This is a genomic window from Ramlibacter sp. bp-362 (assembly GCF_054956735.1).
Map to the genome: position 1 here is coordinate 1 of NZ_JBUDXE010000030.1, position 16,491 is coordinate 16,491.

The following is a 16,491-nucleotide window of genomic DNA, read 5'->3' on the forward strand; positions in this document are numbered from 1 at the left end:
TCGGGGGAAAACTTCTTTGACTTTCTCATGGCTCCGTCTCAAGTGTAGGAGCCTCCGGGAAAGCCGGCGCGGTTCAGTTGGGAACTGGAAATCCCATTTCCCTTTTGGCCTTCTACTTGGCGGGCGCAGATAGCTTCGATGGTCTCGAGTGGTGCCAGACGGTAGTGGACGTCGAGACAGCTCGCTTGCACCACCTGGCGCACTTCGACCTGTTTGCACACCAGAGTCGTTACGGAACACTGGACGTCAGCCGAGCTGCGCAATGTCTCGCGCACAACCTGCGCTTCTATCGCTACTGGATGGAATGGCTGCAAAGTGCGAGTAGGGCGGAACTTCTCGTTGCCCTCAGAAAGTTCGTCGGCGATCCGGCGTGGCATCAACTCGGGACAGCGTTAGGAGAGCCAGCATCGTGAATAGGCCTAAGGTTGTCGCACTTGTGTCCGGTGGCCTAGATTCGTCGCTTATGGTCGTAATGCTTCGAGAGGCGGGCTGGGACGTTGCATCACTCTTTGTCGACTACGGACAGCGTGCTCGGGACAAGGAGTGGGACGCTTGCAAGGGTGTGCATGACAGATTTGATCTTCCGAAGCCATCGATAGTCAAAGTCCCCTCCTTCGGGAAACGTTCGAGGTCGGGTTTGGTTCATAAAGAGTTAGACGTAGTTGAAGACGCGTTTCTCCCAGGAAGGAACATGCTCTTCTTACTTTGCGCCGCGGCACATGCCGTAACACAAAACGCCCAATCGGTGGCGATCGGACTTCTCAACGAGGAGAATCACCTCTTCTCGGACCAGACGGGTGAGTTTCTGAGCGCAGCTGAAAAAGCACTCCGTCTCGCGGTTGCCGGAAACTTAAGCGTCATTGCTCCACTGCTCATGTTCGATAAGGCCGATATTGTGGCGTTGGCCAGAGCTCGGGGCATCCAGGGAACGTACTCATGTCACACTGGCCAAGACCGTCCGTGCGGCGAGTGCATTTCGTGCAAAGAGTTCAAATTCAGGAGGTGATATGGGGGGCACTGGCGGATGGAAGATTCAGCCCGGAGACCTTAACAAGCTAGAGAAGGTTGCCGCCGAGTCGATGAAGCCCAAAGCTTCCGAAGGGAGGAAGAATGTGTTCATCAGCTTCGAAAGTGATGATCTGGCGCAGGTAAATTTGCTGCGGGGTCAGGCAAAAAATGAGAGTTCCGATCTGGAATTCAACGATTGGTCCTTACGCGAGCCGTTCGACAGCGAAAACGCGGAGTACATCCGAAGAGGCATCAAGGAGCGTATTCGACAATCTTCTGTGACTTTGGTGTTCGTGGGCGAGAGCACGCACAAGAGCCAGTGGGTTGATTGGGAAATCAGAACAAGTCACTCCATGGGCAAGCGTGTTATCGCGATGCATACATCGCCAACTGTGCGTCTCCCTCAGGCACTTCAAGAGTTCGGAATCAAGTCCGTTCCGTGGTCTCATGCGGCTATCAGTGCGGCAATCGAGGCTTAGATGAAGGAGTCTGGCGACTTTCCGGCGCTTTATGCCGAGGCTGATCGAGCGTCCAATACCTTGCAGGCCGGCCACTTTGGTCTGCTCGCCCTGAACCTTTCGACGCTGGTGTTGGCAGGAGCAATGTCAGCATTTCCGCAGCGCGTAGGGTGGTGGTGGGTTTTTGCAGGTGGTCTGAGCTGTGTCGCGGTAATCGCCACCGTGGCAGCAATGCTTCTGAAACTGCAAGGTCGCTGGTATCGGGCGCGCGCTGTTTCCGAGTCAGTAAAGACTATGAGTTGGAGGTATGCGACCAGGACCGCGCCCTTCGACTGCGACGACCAGAAGGCTCGTGGACTCTTGGCGGATCGTTTCGACGTACTTCTCTCTGAGCAGCAAGGCGTATACGAAGACATAGCTCCGAGACAGAACTCACTAGATGTGACTGGCGAAATGAACCGTATTCGCCAAATGAGCGCTGAGGAGCGTCTGGTGGAATATCAGACGAATCGAGTTGACGATCAATTGAAGTGGTATTCGCGCCGGGCTGGTGAGCACAAGAGATGGCAGAGGCTCTCGGTAGGAGCAACGGTGCTGACTCTCTTGATCGCTGTTTTTCTGATGTTTTACAGGGCTGCTTACCCCAGGGAGGAAGTTGGGTTAACGGACGTGGCTTTGTCGGTAGCTTTAGCCTTGTTAGCTTGGCTACAAGCGAAGCGATATGCTGAGACAATCGCCAGCTATTCACTTGCTGCTCACGAAATCGGTTTGCTTCGACTTCGCACGCCTCGAGCTGTCGACGACGGAGCAGTTTCGAGATACGTCAGCGAAGCTGAGAACGCCTTCTCGCGGGAGCACACCCAATGGATTGCGCGACTTGACTCGCAATAAGCTAATGCGGATTTTCGGTCCTACATGCCGGACCACGAGTTTTTCCGAAGGGCCGACGGTCACGGTGCGATACACCACGCTCGCATTCGTCGGTCGGCCCGCATAGACCTACCGCGCAAAAAACGCCCCCACCAACTTCACCCAATACGTCGAACCGATCGGCAGCAGCGCGTCGTTGAAGTCGTAGTTCGGGTTGTGCAGCTCGCACGGCCCCATGCCCACGTACTGTTCCTCGCGGTGGGCGCCTTCGCCGTTGCCCAGGAAGAGGTAGGTGCCGGGCACTTTCTCCAGATAGAAGGAGAAGTCCTCGGCGCCGCCGTGCTGTGGCGTGTTGCCGTCCACCTTGTCCGCCCCGAAGGCGTCCTGCGCCACCTTCATCGCGAACTCGGTCTGGGCATCCCAGTTCACCAGCGGCGGGTAGGCGCGGAAGAACTTCAGTTCGCCCGTGCCACCATGGGCCTGGGGCAGCATCTCGGCCATGCGGCGCATGTTGTTTTCGATGTCGTCCAGCACCTCGGTGCTGAAGGTGCGCACGGTGCCCTTGATCACGGCCTCCTCGGGGAGGACGTTGTAGGCGTCGCCGGCGTGGATCTGCGTCACGCTGACCACGGCCACGTCGATCGGGTTCTTGTGGCGCGCGATCAGCGTCTGCAGGGCGCCCACCAGTTCCGCCGCGATGACGATGGTGTCCACCGCCTTGTGCGGCTGCGCGGCATGGCCGCCCGTGCCGCGCACGATGATGTCGAAGCGGTTGCTCGACGCCATCGCCGGCCCCTTGCGGAAGGCGAAGTGCCCGGTCGGGAAGCCCGGCATGTTGTGGATGCCGTAGATCTCGTCGCACGGGAATTTCTGGAACAGGCCGTCCTTGATCATGGCCTTGGCGCCGGCGTTGCCGCCTTCTTCCGCCGGCTGGAAGATGAAGTTGACGATGCCGTCGAAGTCGTTGTGCTTCGCCAGGTACTTGGCCGCGCCCAGCAGCATGGTGGTGTGGCCGTCGTGGCCGCAGCCGTGCATCCGGCCTGCGTGCCTGGACGCATGGGCGAAGCGGTTGTGCTCGGGCATGGGCAGTGCGTCCATGTCGGCGCGCAGGCCGATGGAGCGCGGCTTGCCGCCTGCCTTGGTCTTGCTGCCGCGCAGGACGCCGACCACGCCGGTCTTGCCCAGGCCGCGGTGCACCTCGATGCCGTAGCTGGCCAGGCGCTCGGCCACCACGTCGGAGGTGCGGTTCTCCTGGTAGGCCAGCTCCGGGTGGGCATGGATGTCGCGCCGCAAGGCGGTGAATTCCTCGTGCGTGCTCTCGATTTCGGCGATGGTGCTCATGGTGCGGTTTCCTTTGTGCTGCGGCAGCGGTTCTTATTTGACCTGGGTCCGGACGTAGGCAGCGATGTCGCGCGCCACGCCGGCCAGTGCCTCCTGCAGCGCGCCGAAGCCGGCGTTGCGCTCGCAGGTGGCTTCATCCATGTACAGGCCCCGGTGCAGTTCGATCTGCAGGCTGTGGCGGCGCTCCGCGGGCCGGCCCAGGCGGGAGATCAGCGCCACGCCCTTGAAGGGGTCGTTGATGGCCACGCGGAAGCCGCGACTGCGCAGCGCCTGCGCCACCATCTGGGTGAACTCCGGTGCGGCGGTGGTGCCGTCGCGGTCGCCAAGGACGAAGTCGGCCAGCTTCTTGTCGGTCTTGATGCCCAGGCCCTCGTACGAATTGGCGGGCATGGAGTGCAGGTTCAGGTGCCACACCGCGCCGTGCCGCGCATACGCAGCCTCGATGGCCTGCCGCATGGCCGCGTGGTAGGGCGCATGGTAGGTGGCGATGCGATGCTGCACCTCGGCCACGGTGAGCTTGCGGCTGTAGATGGGGGTGCGCTTGCCTTGTCCCGCATCGCGCCAGATGAGGCCGATGCCCAGGCGCGTTTTCTCGCCGGGACTCAGTGGCCCGGGCCAGGGTGCGTCCAGCATCTCCGGGTCGAGGTCGTCGGTGTCGCGGTTGGCGTCGATGTAGGCCCGCGGAAACTCCGCCGCCAGCAGCGTGGCGCCCACCGAGGGCAGCGACTCCCACAGCACGTGCACGTCGGTGTCCTCGCCCGCGCGCAAGCGCTCGAACGGGAGGGTGTAGCCGAAGTCGTCGGGGTACTTCGTGCCGCTGTGCGGCGAGTCGCAGACCAGGGGCAGGGCCTCGCCCTCGGGCAGGCGCAGCGTGTAGGGTGCGAAAGGTGTGGGGACCCTGGGAAGGACGGGTGGGCTCATTCGGAAACGGACGCAGCCATGTCGTTCAGGTGGCAGGCGCTGGTGTGGCCGGTTGCCAGCGTGCGCAACGCCGGCTGCTCCACGCTGCAGCGCGGCATGGCATGCGGACAGCGGGGGTGGAAGGCGCAGCCGGTGGGCGGGTGCAGCGGCGAAGGCAGCTCGCCCTTGATCGGCTGGTAGTCGCGGCGCTGCGTGTCCAGCGACGGCAGCTCGGACAGCAAAGCCTGGGTGTAGGGATGGTTGGGCCGGCTGAAGATCGTCTGCGTGGCCGCGACCTCGACCACGCGGCCCAGGTACATGATGACCACGCGGTCCGAGACGTGGCCGACCACGCCCAGGTTGTGGCTGATGAACAGGTAGGTCAGGTCGAACGTGCGGCGCAGCTCCAGGAACAGGTTGAGCACCTGGGCCTGGATGGACACGTCCAGCGCCGCCACGGCCTCGTCGCAGACGATCAGCTGCGGCTTGAGCGCCAGCGCCCGCGCGATGCCGATGCGCTGGCGCTGGCCGCCCGAAAACTGGTGCGGGTAACGCTGGCCGTAGTCCGGGTCCAGCCCCACCTGGCGCATCAGGCCGGCGACGTAGTCGGCCTTGCCGGATGCGGGAACCAGGCCGTGCACCACGGGCGCCTCGCCGATGATGTCCAGCACCCGCATGCGCGGATTGAGCGAGGCCATCGGGTTCTGGAAGATCATCTGCACGGCCAGCACATAGGCCTTGTGTTCGGCCGGGGTCATCTCCTTCAGGCGCTTGCCCCGGTAGCTGACCTCGCCGGCGCTGGGCGGATTGATGCCGGCGATGACGCGGCCCAGCGTCGACTTGCCGCAACCCGATTCACCCACGACGCCGATCACTTCGCCGGCGTGGATGTCGAGGTCGACCCCGGCGACCGCATGCACGACGGACGGCGCGTTCTTCGCGCCGAGCAGGTTGGCGATCTTGCCGGCCAGGTCTACCGGTTGCACGAAGCGCTTGTCGATGCCGCGCAGTTGCAGCAGCGGCGTGGCGACCGGGGTCGTGGTGGATGCGTCCATGGGTCAGGCCAGGGCGTGCCAGCAGCGCACGGTCTTCTGCGGCGGCAGTTCGACCGCCTGGGGGATGGCGAGGCAGGCGTCGGAGGCGTGGCTGCAGCGCGGGCGGAAGGCGCAGCCGTGCGGCAACTGCAGCAGCGACGGCGTCATGCCCGGGATCTGCCGCAGCAGCGAGCCATGCGTGGCCCGCGTGGGAATCGAATCGATCAGCCCCTGCGTGTAGGGATGCGAAGGCCGGTGCACCACATCGGCGGTGGCGCCGCTTTCGACGATGCGCCCGGCATACATCACGGCGATGCGGTCGGCCAGGCCGGACACGACCGCCAAGTCGTGCGTGATCCAGATCATGGCGGTGCCGGTTTCGCGGCAGAGCTTCTGCACTTCGTACAGGATCTGGGCCTGGATGGTCACGTCCAGCGCCGTCGTGGGCTCGTCCGCGATGATCAGCCTGGGTTTGTTCAGCAGCGCGATCGCGATCGCCACGCGCTGGCGCATGCCGCCCGACAGCTGGTGCGGATAGGACAGCAGCCGCTCCTGCGGCGACGGGATCCCGACCATCGCCAGCGTGTCGCGGGCGCGCGCCAGCGCCGCCGCCGCGCTCACCTTCTCGTGCGCGTGGATGGCCTCGACCATCTGCGTGTCCACCCGCAGCACCGGGTTGAGCGTCATCATCGGGTCCTGGAAGATCATCGCGATCTCCTTGCCGCGCAGCTGCTGCAGGCGCCGCTCGCCCGCGCCCACCAGCTCTTCGCCCAGGTAGCGGATGCTGCCGCCGACGATGCGTCCGGGCGCATCGATCAGGCCGATGACCGAGAAGCCGGTGATGCTCTTGCCCGAGCCCGATTCACCGACCAGGCCGAGGATCTCGCCGGCGCCCACGCGCAGGTCGACGCCGTCCACCGCCTTCACCACGCCACCGTGGGTGAAGAAGTGGGTCTGCAGGCCCCGCACCTCGAGGACGGGCGCGCTCACGCTGTCAGTGGGCATTGTGCGGGTTGAGGATGTCGCGCAGGTGGTCGCCCACCAGGTTGATGCCGACGATGGCCAGGGCCAGCGCGATGCCGGGGAAGAAGGAGATCCAGTAGTGGCCGCTCAGCATGAACTCGAAGCCGTTGGCGATCAGCATGCCCAGCGAGGGTTCGGTCACCGGCACGCCGACGCCGAGGAAGGACAGCGTCGACTCCAGCGCGATGGCGTGCGCCAGGTCGATGGTGGCGATGACGATCAGGGGCGGCATGCAGTTGGGCAGCATGTGCCGCAGCAGCACGCGCGGCGAACTGAGGGCCATGCATTGCGCGGCTTCCACGTATTCCTTGGCGCGCTCGACCAGCGCGGCGCCGCGGGCCGCCCGGGCGAAGTAGGCCCACTGGACGATGATCAGCGCGATGATCACCATGTCGACGCCCTTGCCCAGGATGGCCAGCAGGATCAGCGCGACCAGGATGGCGGGGAAGGACAGCTGGATGTCGACGATGCGCATCAGCAGCGCGTCGACCCAGCCGCCGAAATACGCGGCCGCGAGGCCTACGATGGTGCCGATGGCCAGCGCCGACGCCACCGAGATGCCGCCCACCATGAGGCTGGTGCGCAGGCCGTAGAAGATGGCCGAGAGCAGGTCGCGCGCCTGGCCGTCGGTGCCCAGCCAGTAGTGCATGGCGCCGTCGGCCGTCGTGCTGCCGGGCGGCAGCTTGGAGTCGAGGATGTCGAGCTTGCCGATGTCGTAGGGGTTCTGCGGCGAGATCCAGGGCGCGAACACGGCGACGGCCACCGACAGCAGCAACAGCACCAGTCCCGCGATCGCCAGCTTGTTGGCGAAGAACTCGCGGCGCAGGCGCTGCCACGGCGTCTCGGGCGGCGGCAGGGCCACCGGCTCCTGCTCCAGCACCAACGGTGTGATGACCGCGCTCATGCTTTCACCGCCTGCAGGCGGACCCGCGGGTCCAGCACGGAGTAGAGGATGTCGGTCACCAGGTTCAGGATCACCAGGAAGAACACGATGAGGATCAGGTAGGCCACGACCACCGGCCGGTCCAGCGTGATGATGGAGTCGAGCAGCAGCTTGCCCATGCCGGGCCAGGCGAAGATGGTTTCGGTCACCACCGCGAAGGCCACGACCTGGCCGAACTCCAGGCCGAACACGGTGACGATCGGGATCAGGATGTTCTTGAGCAGGTGCACCCGCAGGATGCGGCTCCAGGCCAGGCCCTTGGCGCGCGCGAACTTGATGTAGTCCGTGGGCAGCGCTTCGCGCGTGGCGGCGCGCGTCACGCGGATGATCAGGGCCGCCTTGGCGGTGGCGATGGTCAGGGCCGGCAGGATCAGCCGCTTCCAGCCGTCCAGCGTGAGCACGCTCAGGTCCAGCGGGCCCACCAGCACGGTCTTGCCACGGCCGCTGGCCGGCACCCAGCCCAGGTAGACCGCGAACACCATGATCAGCATCAGGCCGACCCAGAAGTTGGGCAGCGAAAAGCCCAGCACCGAGCCGGTCATGATGCCGCGCGTGCTGAGGGCCTGCGGCTTGAGCCCGGCCCAGATCCCCAGCGGGACGCCGATGATCGCCGCCAGCAGCATGGCGACACAGGCCAGTTCCAGCGTGGCGGGCATGCGCTCCAGGATCAGGCCCATGGCCGACTGGCCCGTGAGGAAGCTCTTGCCGAAATCCAGCCGCAGCGCGTGCGACATGAAGATGGCGTACTGCTGCCACAAGGGCTTGTCGAGGCCGAAGTTCTGGCGGATCGCGTCCCGGTCCAGCTCGGTGGCGTCGGGGCTCGCCATCATCGAGACCGGGTCGCCCACGACGTAGAGCCCGACGAAGACGAGCGCCGACATCGCGGCCATGACGAGCATGGCCTGCAGCAGGCGGCGGATGATGTAGGCGAGCATGCGCGGATGCTCAGCGACGCACGCTTACTTGCCGAGCGTCACGTACTGCACCATGGTCTGCTGGTCGGCGCGGCCGGTGAACTCGATGCCCTTCTTCATGGCCCAGACCGAGTGCTCGAAGTGGATCGGCAGCATCGCGAAATCGGCCATGGCCATCTCGCTGGCCTTGGCCAGCATGGCGCCGCGCTGTTCCGGGTCCATCTGCTCGGCCGAATCCTCCACCAGCTTGTCCATGGCCTTGTTGGAGTAGCGGCTGCGGTTGGTGGTGCCCACGCCCTTCTCCTTGTTGGGGGTCACCAGCAGGGAGTTGAGGGTGTTGGACATCTCCCCGGTCGCGGTGCCCCAGCCGGCCATGTAGGCGCTGAAGGCGTAGCTGTCGCGCTTCTTGAAGAACACCGGCGGCGCGGAGGCGTCCACCGTCGTCTTGATCCCGACGCGCGTCCACATCGCGGCCAGCGCCTGCGCCACCTTGCTGTCGTTGATGTAGCGGCCGTTGGGCGAACCCAGCACCAGGCTGAAGCCGTCGGGATAGCCCGCCGCCTTGAGCAAGGCCTTGGCTTTCTCGGGGTCGGCCTTCGCCGGCGTCGCCAGGTTCTTGCTGGCGCCCAGCATCGGCAGCGGCAGCAGCTGCGCGGCCGGCGTGGCGACGCCGCCCATGACGCGATCCACCAGCGCCTGGCGGTCGATGGCGAGCGACATGGCCTCGCGCACGCGCTTGTCCAGCAGGGGGTTCTTGCCGTTGGTGCCCTGGATGCCGGGCGTCTCCTCGCCGTGCTGGTCCAGCGCGACGTAGATGATGCGGTTGGAGGCCTTGGCCACCACGTTCAGCTTGGGGTCCTTCTTCAGGCGCTCCAGGTCGTCGGTCGGCGGGTCTTCCACCAGGTCGACGTCACCGGCCAGCAGCGCCGCCACGCGGGCCGCCGGGTTGCTGATCGGGCGATAGATGACCTTGTCCCAGGCGGGCTTGGGACCCCAGTAGTACGGGTTGCGCTCGAACACGATTTCGGCGCCGCGCTTCCAGGACACGAACCGGTAGGGGCCGGCACCCACCAGGCCGTTGCCGGCGTTCAGCTCCGTGGTGGTCTTGCCCTCGGGCGCGGGGCCAGCCGCGGCCTTGGCCGACATGATGGGCAGCGAGGCCATGTTGGTCGGCAGCAGCGGATACGGCTTCTCGGTGGTGATGCGCACCGTGAGCGGGTCCACCGCCTCGACCTTCGTGATCTGCTGGAGGTAGATCTTGTACGAGGACGGGCTGTTGGGGACCTTGGGCACGCGGTCGAACGTGAACAGCACGTCGGCGGCGGTGAAGGGCGAGCCGTCGGAGAACTTCACGTTGGGCCGCAGCTTGAAGGTCCAGGTGTTGCCCTGGGCGGTCCACGACTCGGCCAGGCAGGGCTTGGGCAGCATCTCGGCGTCGGAACACACCAGCGGGTCGAACAGCGTCTGCGACAGCTGGATGTTGGGCGTGAGCGCGTGGTACTGCGGGTCCATCGACGACGGCTCGGTCTTGATCGCGACGACCAGGTCGCGCGCCATGGCGTTCCCTGCCAGGCCCGCCGCGGCGGCGGCGATCGCGCAGGCAAACAGTTTTCCTCGCATTGCAGTGACTCCGAAACGGTTGACGGATGGCGGGGCAAGCAAGTTGCGCGCCCGCGTGCCTTCTTGTGCCGGCACAGCATACGGGGCGCCGCCCTCGGCGCAGCCCCGTGATAACCCGGCTGGCGGCCGGGCCGTTTCAGTCCCTGCGGGGCAGGAAATCCACTTCGACCTGGCGCTCGCCCCGCCGGATCGTCGAGAACGCCGGCGCCGACTCGGCCACTGCGGCGCCCTGGCGCCAGACCTTCAGGCGGTTCGCCCGCAAGCGGATCGCCTCCACGACGTCCCGCGCCTGCAGCAGCACGAAGCTTGCGTCGCACCCGGGTTCCAGGCCGTAGCGCTCCAGGTGCATGATCTTCGCGGCATTCACCGTGACCGCGTCGTAGCAGGCGCGGATCCCCTCCTGGCTGGTCATCTGCGCCACGTGCAGGCCCATGTGCGCCACCTCCAGCATGTCGCCCGAGCCCATGCCGTACCAGGGGTCCATCACGCAGTCGTGCCCGAAGGCGACGTTCACGCCGCCGGCCATCAGCTCCGGCACGCGCGTCATGCCGCGGCGCTTGGGATAGGTGTCGTGCCGGCCCTGCAGCGTGATGTTGATCAGCGGGTTGGCCACCACGCTCACGCCGCTTTCGGCGATCAGCGGGATCAGCTTGGAGACGTAGTAGTTGTCCATGCTGTGCATGGAGGTGCAGTGCGAGGCGTTCACGCGGCCCTGCAGGCCCAGGCGCTGCGCCTCGAAGGCCAGCGTCTCGACGTGCCGCGACAGCGGGTCGTCGCTCTCGTCGCAGTGCATGTCGACCAGCTTGCCCCGCTCGGCCGCGATCTCGCACAGGAGCCGCACGCTTTCGGCGCCCTGGGCCATGGTGCGCTCGAAGTGCGGGATGCCGCCGACGATGTCCACGCCCATGTCCAGCGCGCGCTTCAGGTTCTCGACGCCGCCGCGGGTGCGCAGCACGCCGTCCTGCGGGAAGGCGACGAGCTGCAGGTCGATGTCGCCTGCGACCCGCCTCTTCACCTCCAGCATCGCCTCCACCGGCAGCAGCGACGGGTCGCTGGTGTCCACGTGGCTGCGGATCGCGAGCAGGCCGCGCGCGACGGCCCAGTCGCAGTAGGCCAGCGCCCGCGCGATCACGTCCTCGGCCTTGAGCAGCGGCTTCAGCTCGCCCCAAAGCGCGATGCCTTCCAGCAGCGTGCCGCTCTCGTTGACCCGCGGCAGCCCGTAGCTGAGCGTCGCGTCCATGTGGAAGTGCGGGTCGCAGAAGGGCGGCGACAGCAGGTAGCCGCCGGCGTCCACCGTCTCGTGGGCAGGCGCCCGCAGGCCGGGGGTGACTTCGGTGATGCGGCCGTCCTGCACCGCCACGGACATGTCGGTGCGGCCGTCGGGCAGGACGGCGTCGGTGATCAGCAGGTCCAGCATGGGCCCGTCACCGCCAGGCGGCCAGGAAGGCCAGCAGCACGCGCGCCGAGTTGTCCGCGGCGATCCTGAAGAAGGTGCCCATCTCGTTCTCGCCCTCGCCGCCGCCGGCGAGGTCCGACAGCGAGCGGAAGGCGATGAAGGGGATGCCGTTGGCGTAGGCGACCTGCGCCATCGCGGCCGTCTCCATGTCGAGCACGTTGGCCTGGAAGGTGCGGAAGGCGAATTCGCGCAGCGCCGCGTTGTCCACGAAGACCTGGCCGGAGACGCCGTTGCCGCCGACCACGACCTCGGGCGCGCGGCTGAGGCACTGGCCCTGCGCGTCGCAGCGCGCGAGCGAGAGGCCGCGCACGCGCTGCGCGATGGCCAGCAGCGCTGGGTCGGACTCGAACCAGAACTTGCGCTCGGTGGCCGTGCGCCCGGCTGAACGCACCTCCACCGGCCGCGGGTAGAACATGCCGAAGTGGCCGAAGCTGGCGTCCTTGACCCAGCCGGGCAGCTGGAACTGGCCCGGCGCCGTTTCGCGCGCCGCCACCGTCTCCAGGTACTGGCCCCAGCGTTGCGCCACCGTGACGTCGCCGATGTGCAGCCCGGGATTCACGCCGCCGGCGATGCCGCTCACCACCGCGTGCGTGACGTGGAAGCGGTCGAAAGCGAGCTGCGTCGTCATGGCCGCATTGGTCATGCTGATGCCGGAGAGGAACAGCACGACCGGCTTGCCCTGCAGCACGCCGGTGGTGAACTCGGCGCCGTTGACCGTGTACTTGCGCGGCTGCTGCACCTGGCCCAGCAGCAGGGTGAGCTCGGGCTGGAAGGCGGAGATGATGGCCACGCGCGGCGTCTCGTCCAGGCGCACGGCGGCGGTGCTCGCCGCGGTCGGTGCGATGGGCGTGGTGCTGCAGCCGGCCTGCAGCAGCAGGGACGCGGCGACCAGCGCGGAGCCGAGGGCGGAGGTCAGGCGGCCCATGCGCTTACTTCGTCCCGAACATGCGGTCACCCGCGTCGCCCAGGCCCGGCAGGATGTAGCCGTGGTCGTCGAGCTGGCGGTCGATGGCGGCCGTGTAGATCGGCACGTCCGGGTGGGCCTTCTGCATCGCCGCGACGCCCTCGGGGCAGGTGAGCAGGCACACGAACTTGATCGACTTCGGGTTGAGCTCCTTCAGCCGCTCGACCGCCGCGATGGCGGAGTTGCCGGTGGCGAGCATCGGGTCGACGACGATCACGTCGCGCTCCTCCATCGCCTGCGGCATCTTGAAGTAGTACTCCACCGCCATCAGCGTCTTGGGGTCGCGGTACAGGCCGATGTGGCCGACGCGCGCGCCCGGCACGACGTTCAGCATGCCGTCCAGGATGCCGGTGCCGGCGCGCAGGATGGAGACGAAGACGAGCTTCTTGCCGTCGATCACCTTGGTGCGCGTCTTCTCCAGGGGCGTCTCGACCTCGATCTCCTGCAGGGCGACGTCGCGCGTGACCTCGTAGGCCATCAGCGTGGACAGTTCGTTGAGCAGGCGGCGGAAGCTGTTGGTGCTGGCTTCCTTGTTCCGCATCAGCGACAGCTTGTGCTGCACGAGCGGGTGGTCGATCACGTGGACGTTGTTGTTCTGCATGGTCAAGGGCTTCTAGAAGACGGTTCCGTCGCTCGCGACGCGCAGGGGCGGCAGGCCGCCGCGGCGCTGCTGCGCGAGCTCGCGCCCCGCCGCCCAGCTGCCGCCTTCCAGCACGCAGGCGAGCGGCAGGCGCTGGGCGTCGAGGTGCAGCATTGTGCGCACTTGCGCGGCCACCTCGTCCATCAGGGCGACGGTGAGGGCGCGCCATTCCACCACCAGCTCGTCGCCGGGCTTCCAGGTGGCGTCGGCCGCGGAGGCGTCGCGCAGCTGCAGCACGCCCGTGTCGAGCAGCAGGCCGCCGTTGCGGTATTCGGGCAGGGCGGTCAGCGCGTCGAGGCCGCGGATCTCCACGCCGGACCAGGCGAAGGGCTCCAGCAGGGAATACGTGAGCCACTGCGACAGCTTGTGGAAGGGCACCCAGCCGTCGCTGAGGCCTTCGCCGCGCACGGCCTCGTGGCGCCAGCAGTCGCCGAGCGGCACCGAGCCGATGAAGTGGCTGCCGGGCCAGATGCCGGAACAGGTGTAGAGGATCTGCGAGAGGATGTCGTGCGCGGCGACATCGGCGGTGGGCGGAACGTCCGGGCCCAGCGGGCTGATGATCATGTCGAAGATCCCGGCCGGCCGGCCGTCCTCGCCGAACACCTGCGGCTGCTCGGAGAGCGTCTCGCCGAGGCGGCGCAGCAGGATCGCGCGGCCCTCCAGGCCCAGCAGCGGGTTGTTGTCGCGGACCTGGAAGGCGGCGGCCAGGTGGTCCGTGACGAGCGCGCGCAGGCCTTCGGCGTCGACCTTCAGCGGCTGCTGCGGGTCGCCCGAGAACAGGCCGCTGGTGAAGGCGTGGAAGCTGGCGACGGCCAGGCCTTCGGAGCGGGTGTAGGTGTGGCCGGTGGCCGGCTCGACGTATTTCCAGTCGGGGCCGGCGCCCGCGTCCAGCAGCACGCTGACGAAGGTGAGGTCCACCAGCGCGTGGGTGCGGGCCGGTTTGGGCAGGTCCGCCATGAGGCGTTCGAGCTGCGCCTTGCGGTCCACGCCGCCGGCTTCGAGGTGGCGCCAGCGGCTGTGCAGGGGAATGTGGCCCTTGGGGTAGCGGCGGCGCGTCGTGTCGGCGACGGCGCGCGCGGCATCCGCGATCGCGTTGTCCTGCACGGTGAACCATTTGGACTCGCCGGCGCGGGCACGCGCCAGCAGCTGGCCGCAGCGTTCGCGGATGGCGTGCGTGGTGCGCAGGGTGTTCGCCGCTTCCTCGGCGTTGACGTTTTCATTGACGAACTGGTCGGTCACAAGCCACGTCCTTTCGTCAGCTTCAGGGCCTCGGCGTCGGGCACCACGCCCGGCGTGAAATAGCCGGCGGCCTTCTTGGCATCCATCTCCACGCGCGCGTCGGCCGGGATCAGCGCCTCGGGGATGTCGATGCGCTCGCCGACCTCGATGCCGGAGCCGGTGATCGCGTCGTACTTCATGTTGCTCATGGAGACCAGGCGGTGGATCTTCTTCACGCCCAGCCAGTGCAGCACGTCGGGCATCAGCTCCTGGAAGCGCATGTCCTGCACGCCGGCCACGCACTCGGTGCGGGCGAAGTACTGGTCGGCCGTGTCGCCGCCGACCTGGCGCTTGCGCGCGTTGTAGACGAGGAACTTGGTGACCTCGCCGAGCGCGCGGCCTTCCTTGCGCGAATAGGCCACCAGGCCGACGCCGCCGCGCTGCGCGCCCTGGATGCATTCCTCGATGGCGTGCGTGAGGTAGGGCCGGCAGGTGCAGATGTCGGATCCGAAGACGTCGGAGCCGTTGCACTCGTCGTGCACGCGGGCGGTGAGTTCCACCTCGGGGTTGGCCAGGTCGCGCGGGTTGCCGAAGATGTAGACGGTCTGCCCGCCGATGGGGGGCAGGAAGACCTCGAGGTCGCTGCGCGTCACGAGCTCGGGATACATGCCGCCCGTTTCCTCGAACAGCACGCGGCGCAGGTCGGACTCGCTGCAGCCGAAGCGCTTCGCGACGCCCGGCAGCCACCAGACGGGCTCGATCGCGGCCTTGGTGACGCAGGCGGCGCCGCCCGGCATGAGGATCTTCTCGTCGGCCTTCAGGCGGCCCTTCTGCATGGCCTCGATCACTTCCGGCAGGATCACGTGCGCCTTGGTGACCGCGATGGTCGGGCGGATGTCGTAGCCGGCCTCGAGTTCGGCCGCGAAGACCGAGGCGACGGTCGCGCCCCAGGGATCGAGGCTGACGATCTTGCCGGGGTCCGTCCACTGCGGGTAGGGGCCGATCTCGTCGGTGGGGGCGGTGTTGGTGAGGTCGGCCTTGTGCTCGCGGCTGAGCGCGCCGGCCGCCACCGCGAGCGCCCGGTACACGCTGTAGGAACCGCTGTGCGTGCCGATCACGTTGCGGTGGCTGCGCTTCGTGGTTGTGCCCACCACCGGGCCGCGTTCCGCCGGCGTGGCCGCACCCCACTGGATCGGCAGCGCGCCGTGGCCTCCGGCGTGGGAGGTCAGGCGGATGTGGCGGGGGGCGGAGGCTTCAGTGGGCATGGGACTGTCGCGGAGCCAAAAGCCCACTCTAGCAAAGAGAGCGCGCCTTGTACCGATGGGCCGCGCTACTCGCCGAAGCTGCCCTCGATCGCCGCGCTGATGCCCCAGTCCTGGGGCAGCTTTCCCTCGCGCACGAAGCGATGCAGGCTCGAGTACGGCCAGTCCTGCGCGCGCAGCACCCAGCCGTGCTTGACCGGGTTGAAGTGGATGTAGTCGACGTGGCGGGCGAGGTCCTCGTCGTCCTGGATCTGGTGCTCCCAGAAGCGGCGTTGCCAGACGGAGCGTTCGCCGCGGCGGCCGCGCGGCTTCTCGGCCTCGGGCGGAAGCACGCCGAGTTCATCAAGGCGGCGCGTGAAGGCCTGCTTCAGCAGCATCCAGCGGGTGGAGTAGTCGCCGTCGTCGACGGGGAGCCGCCAGAGGGCGTGGATGTGTTCGGGCAGGACCACCATGGCCTCGATGTCGAACGGGTGGCGCTCCTTGACGGTCTTCACGCAGGCGCGCAGTTCGGCGACGTGGTCGACCAGGTAGCGTGCGCTGCGGTCCTGGAGGGTGACGGTGAAGAAGAAGGTGGCGCCGGGAGCGTCGGCGCGGATGTAGTTGGGCATGGCCCGATAACGGGCGAGGGGGCGGGGGCGCAGCGGTAGTGGTGCGCAGGAATGGTGTGCGGTGGTGGCGGAGCCGGGGGAACGGTGGGGTTCGCTGCGCTCACCTTCCGCGGCCGTGGCCGCGCCACCCTACGGGGGATGGTGCGAAGTGCATTGGGAGTGTCCGAATTTCCGTGTGTGAGGCGCTGAGACTTTTCCAGGGCGGCGGTCGGCGCTTGCGACGAACCGACCG

General features: G+C 67.0%; 16 protein-coding genes. 3 read left to right on the forward strand and 13 right to left on the reverse strand.

Features of this window, described 5'->3' with window-relative positions; translation table 11 throughout:
- Positions 1–409 precede the first annotated feature (409 nt).
- The 3 genes from ACY0MJ_RS22095 to ACY0MJ_RS22105 are packed head-to-tail and all read left to right on the forward strand — an operon-like array spanning position 410 to position 2,357.
- On the forward strand, positions 410–1,006 hold the full coding sequence (locus ACY0MJ_RS22095) for a 7-cyano-7-deazaguanine synthase (RefSeq protein ID WP_462640719.1): 597 nt from the start codon (positions 410–412) through the stop codon (positions 1,004–1,006).
- Position 1,007: 1 nt separating this feature from the next.
- The gene (locus ACY0MJ_RS22100; RefSeq protein WP_462640720.1) at positions 1,008–1,487 is read left to right on the forward strand and encodes a TIR domain-containing protein; all 480 of its coding nucleotides are present in this window, start codon (positions 1,008–1,010) and stop codon (positions 1,485–1,487) included.
- Positions 1,488–2,357: a DUF4231 domain-containing protein gene (locus ACY0MJ_RS22105; protein WP_462640721.1), complete on the forward strand. Its 870-nt coding sequence runs from the start codon at positions 1,488–1,490 to the stop codon at positions 2,355–2,357. It abuts the gene before it with no gap.
- Between the two features lie 108 nt (positions 2,358–2,465).
- Here the strand turns inward: ACY0MJ_RS22105 and ACY0MJ_RS22110 are convergent, their stop codons facing one another.
- From ACY0MJ_RS22110 to ACY0MJ_RS22170, 13 genes are all read right to left on the reverse strand, one after another.
- Positions 2,466–3,677: a M20 aminoacylase family protein gene (locus ACY0MJ_RS22110; protein ID WP_462640722.1), complete on the reverse strand. Its 1,212-nt coding sequence runs from the start codon at positions 3,675–3,677 to the stop codon at positions 2,466–2,468.
- Between the two features lie 33 nt (positions 3,678–3,710).
- Positions 3,711–4,598: an N-formylglutamate amidohydrolase gene (locus ACY0MJ_RS22115; RefSeq protein WP_462640723.1), complete on the reverse strand. Its 888-nt coding sequence runs from the start codon at positions 4,596–4,598 to the stop codon at positions 3,711–3,713.
- On the reverse strand, positions 4,595–5,632 hold the full coding sequence (locus tag ACY0MJ_RS22120) for an ABC transporter ATP-binding protein (protein ID WP_462640724.1): 1,038 nt from the start codon (positions 5,630–5,632) through the stop codon (positions 4,595–4,597). Before ACY0MJ_RS22120 ends, ACY0MJ_RS22115 begins: the two co-directional genes overlap by 4 nt.
- 3 nt (positions 5,633–5,635) lie before the next feature.
- A complete protein-coding gene (locus ACY0MJ_RS22125) occupies positions 5,636–6,616 on the reverse strand; it encodes an ABC transporter ATP-binding protein (RefSeq protein ID WP_462640725.1) in 981 nt (326 codons plus the stop codon).
- Positions 6,606–7,538: an ABC transporter permease gene (locus ACY0MJ_RS22130; RefSeq protein WP_462640726.1), complete on the reverse strand. Its 933-nt coding sequence runs from the start codon at positions 7,536–7,538 to the stop codon at positions 6,606–6,608. Before ACY0MJ_RS22130 ends, ACY0MJ_RS22125 begins: the two co-directional genes overlap by 11 nt.
- A complete protein-coding gene (locus tag ACY0MJ_RS22135; protein WP_462640727.1) occupies positions 7,535–8,512 on the reverse strand; it encodes an ABC transporter permease in 978 nt (325 codons plus the stop codon). The genes ACY0MJ_RS22130 and ACY0MJ_RS22135 overlap by 4 nt, the downstream gene beginning before the upstream one ends.
- Positions 8,513–8,536: 24 nt before the next feature.
- Positions 8,537–10,111, reverse strand: coding sequence for an ABC transporter substrate-binding protein (locus ACY0MJ_RS22140; protein ID WP_462640728.1), 1,575 nt, complete (start codon positions 10,109–10,111; stop codon positions 8,537–8,539).
- A gap of 136 nt (positions 10,112–10,247) precedes the next feature.
- Positions 10,248–11,528: an amidohydrolase family protein gene (locus ACY0MJ_RS22145; protein WP_462640729.1), complete on the reverse strand. Its 1,281-nt coding sequence runs from the start codon at positions 11,526–11,528 to the stop codon at positions 10,248–10,250.
- Between the two features lie 7 nt (positions 11,529–11,535).
- Positions 11,536–12,492: a 5'-methylthioadenosine/S-adenosylhomocysteine nucleosidase gene (locus ACY0MJ_RS22150; protein WP_462640730.1), complete on the reverse strand. Its 957-nt coding sequence runs from the start codon at positions 12,490–12,492 to the stop codon at positions 11,536–11,538.
- 4 nt (positions 12,493–12,496) lie between these two features.
- On the reverse strand, positions 12,497–13,132 hold the full coding sequence (gene upp / locus ACY0MJ_RS22155; RefSeq protein WP_462640731.1) for a uracil phosphoribosyltransferase: 636 nt from the start codon (positions 13,130–13,132) through the stop codon (positions 12,497–12,499).
- Positions 13,133–13,144: 12 nt separating this feature from the next.
- On the reverse strand, positions 13,145–14,410 hold the full coding sequence (locus ACY0MJ_RS22160; RefSeq protein WP_462640732.1) for a URC4/urg3 family protein: 1,266 nt from the start codon (positions 14,408–14,410) through the stop codon (positions 13,145–13,147).
- On the reverse strand, positions 14,407–15,654 hold the full coding sequence (locus tag ACY0MJ_RS22165; protein ID WP_462640733.1) for a GTP cyclohydrolase II: 1,248 nt from the start codon (positions 15,652–15,654) through the stop codon (positions 14,407–14,409). The genes ACY0MJ_RS22160 and ACY0MJ_RS22165 overlap by 4 nt, the downstream gene beginning before the upstream one ends.
- 65 nt (positions 15,655–15,719) lie before the next feature.
- The gene (locus tag ACY0MJ_RS22170) at positions 15,720–16,259 is read right to left on the reverse strand and encodes an REP-associated tyrosine transposase (RefSeq protein WP_462640734.1); all 540 of its coding nucleotides are present in this window, start codon (positions 16,257–16,259) and stop codon (positions 15,720–15,722) included.
- Positions 16,260–16,491: the final 232 nt, after the last annotated feature.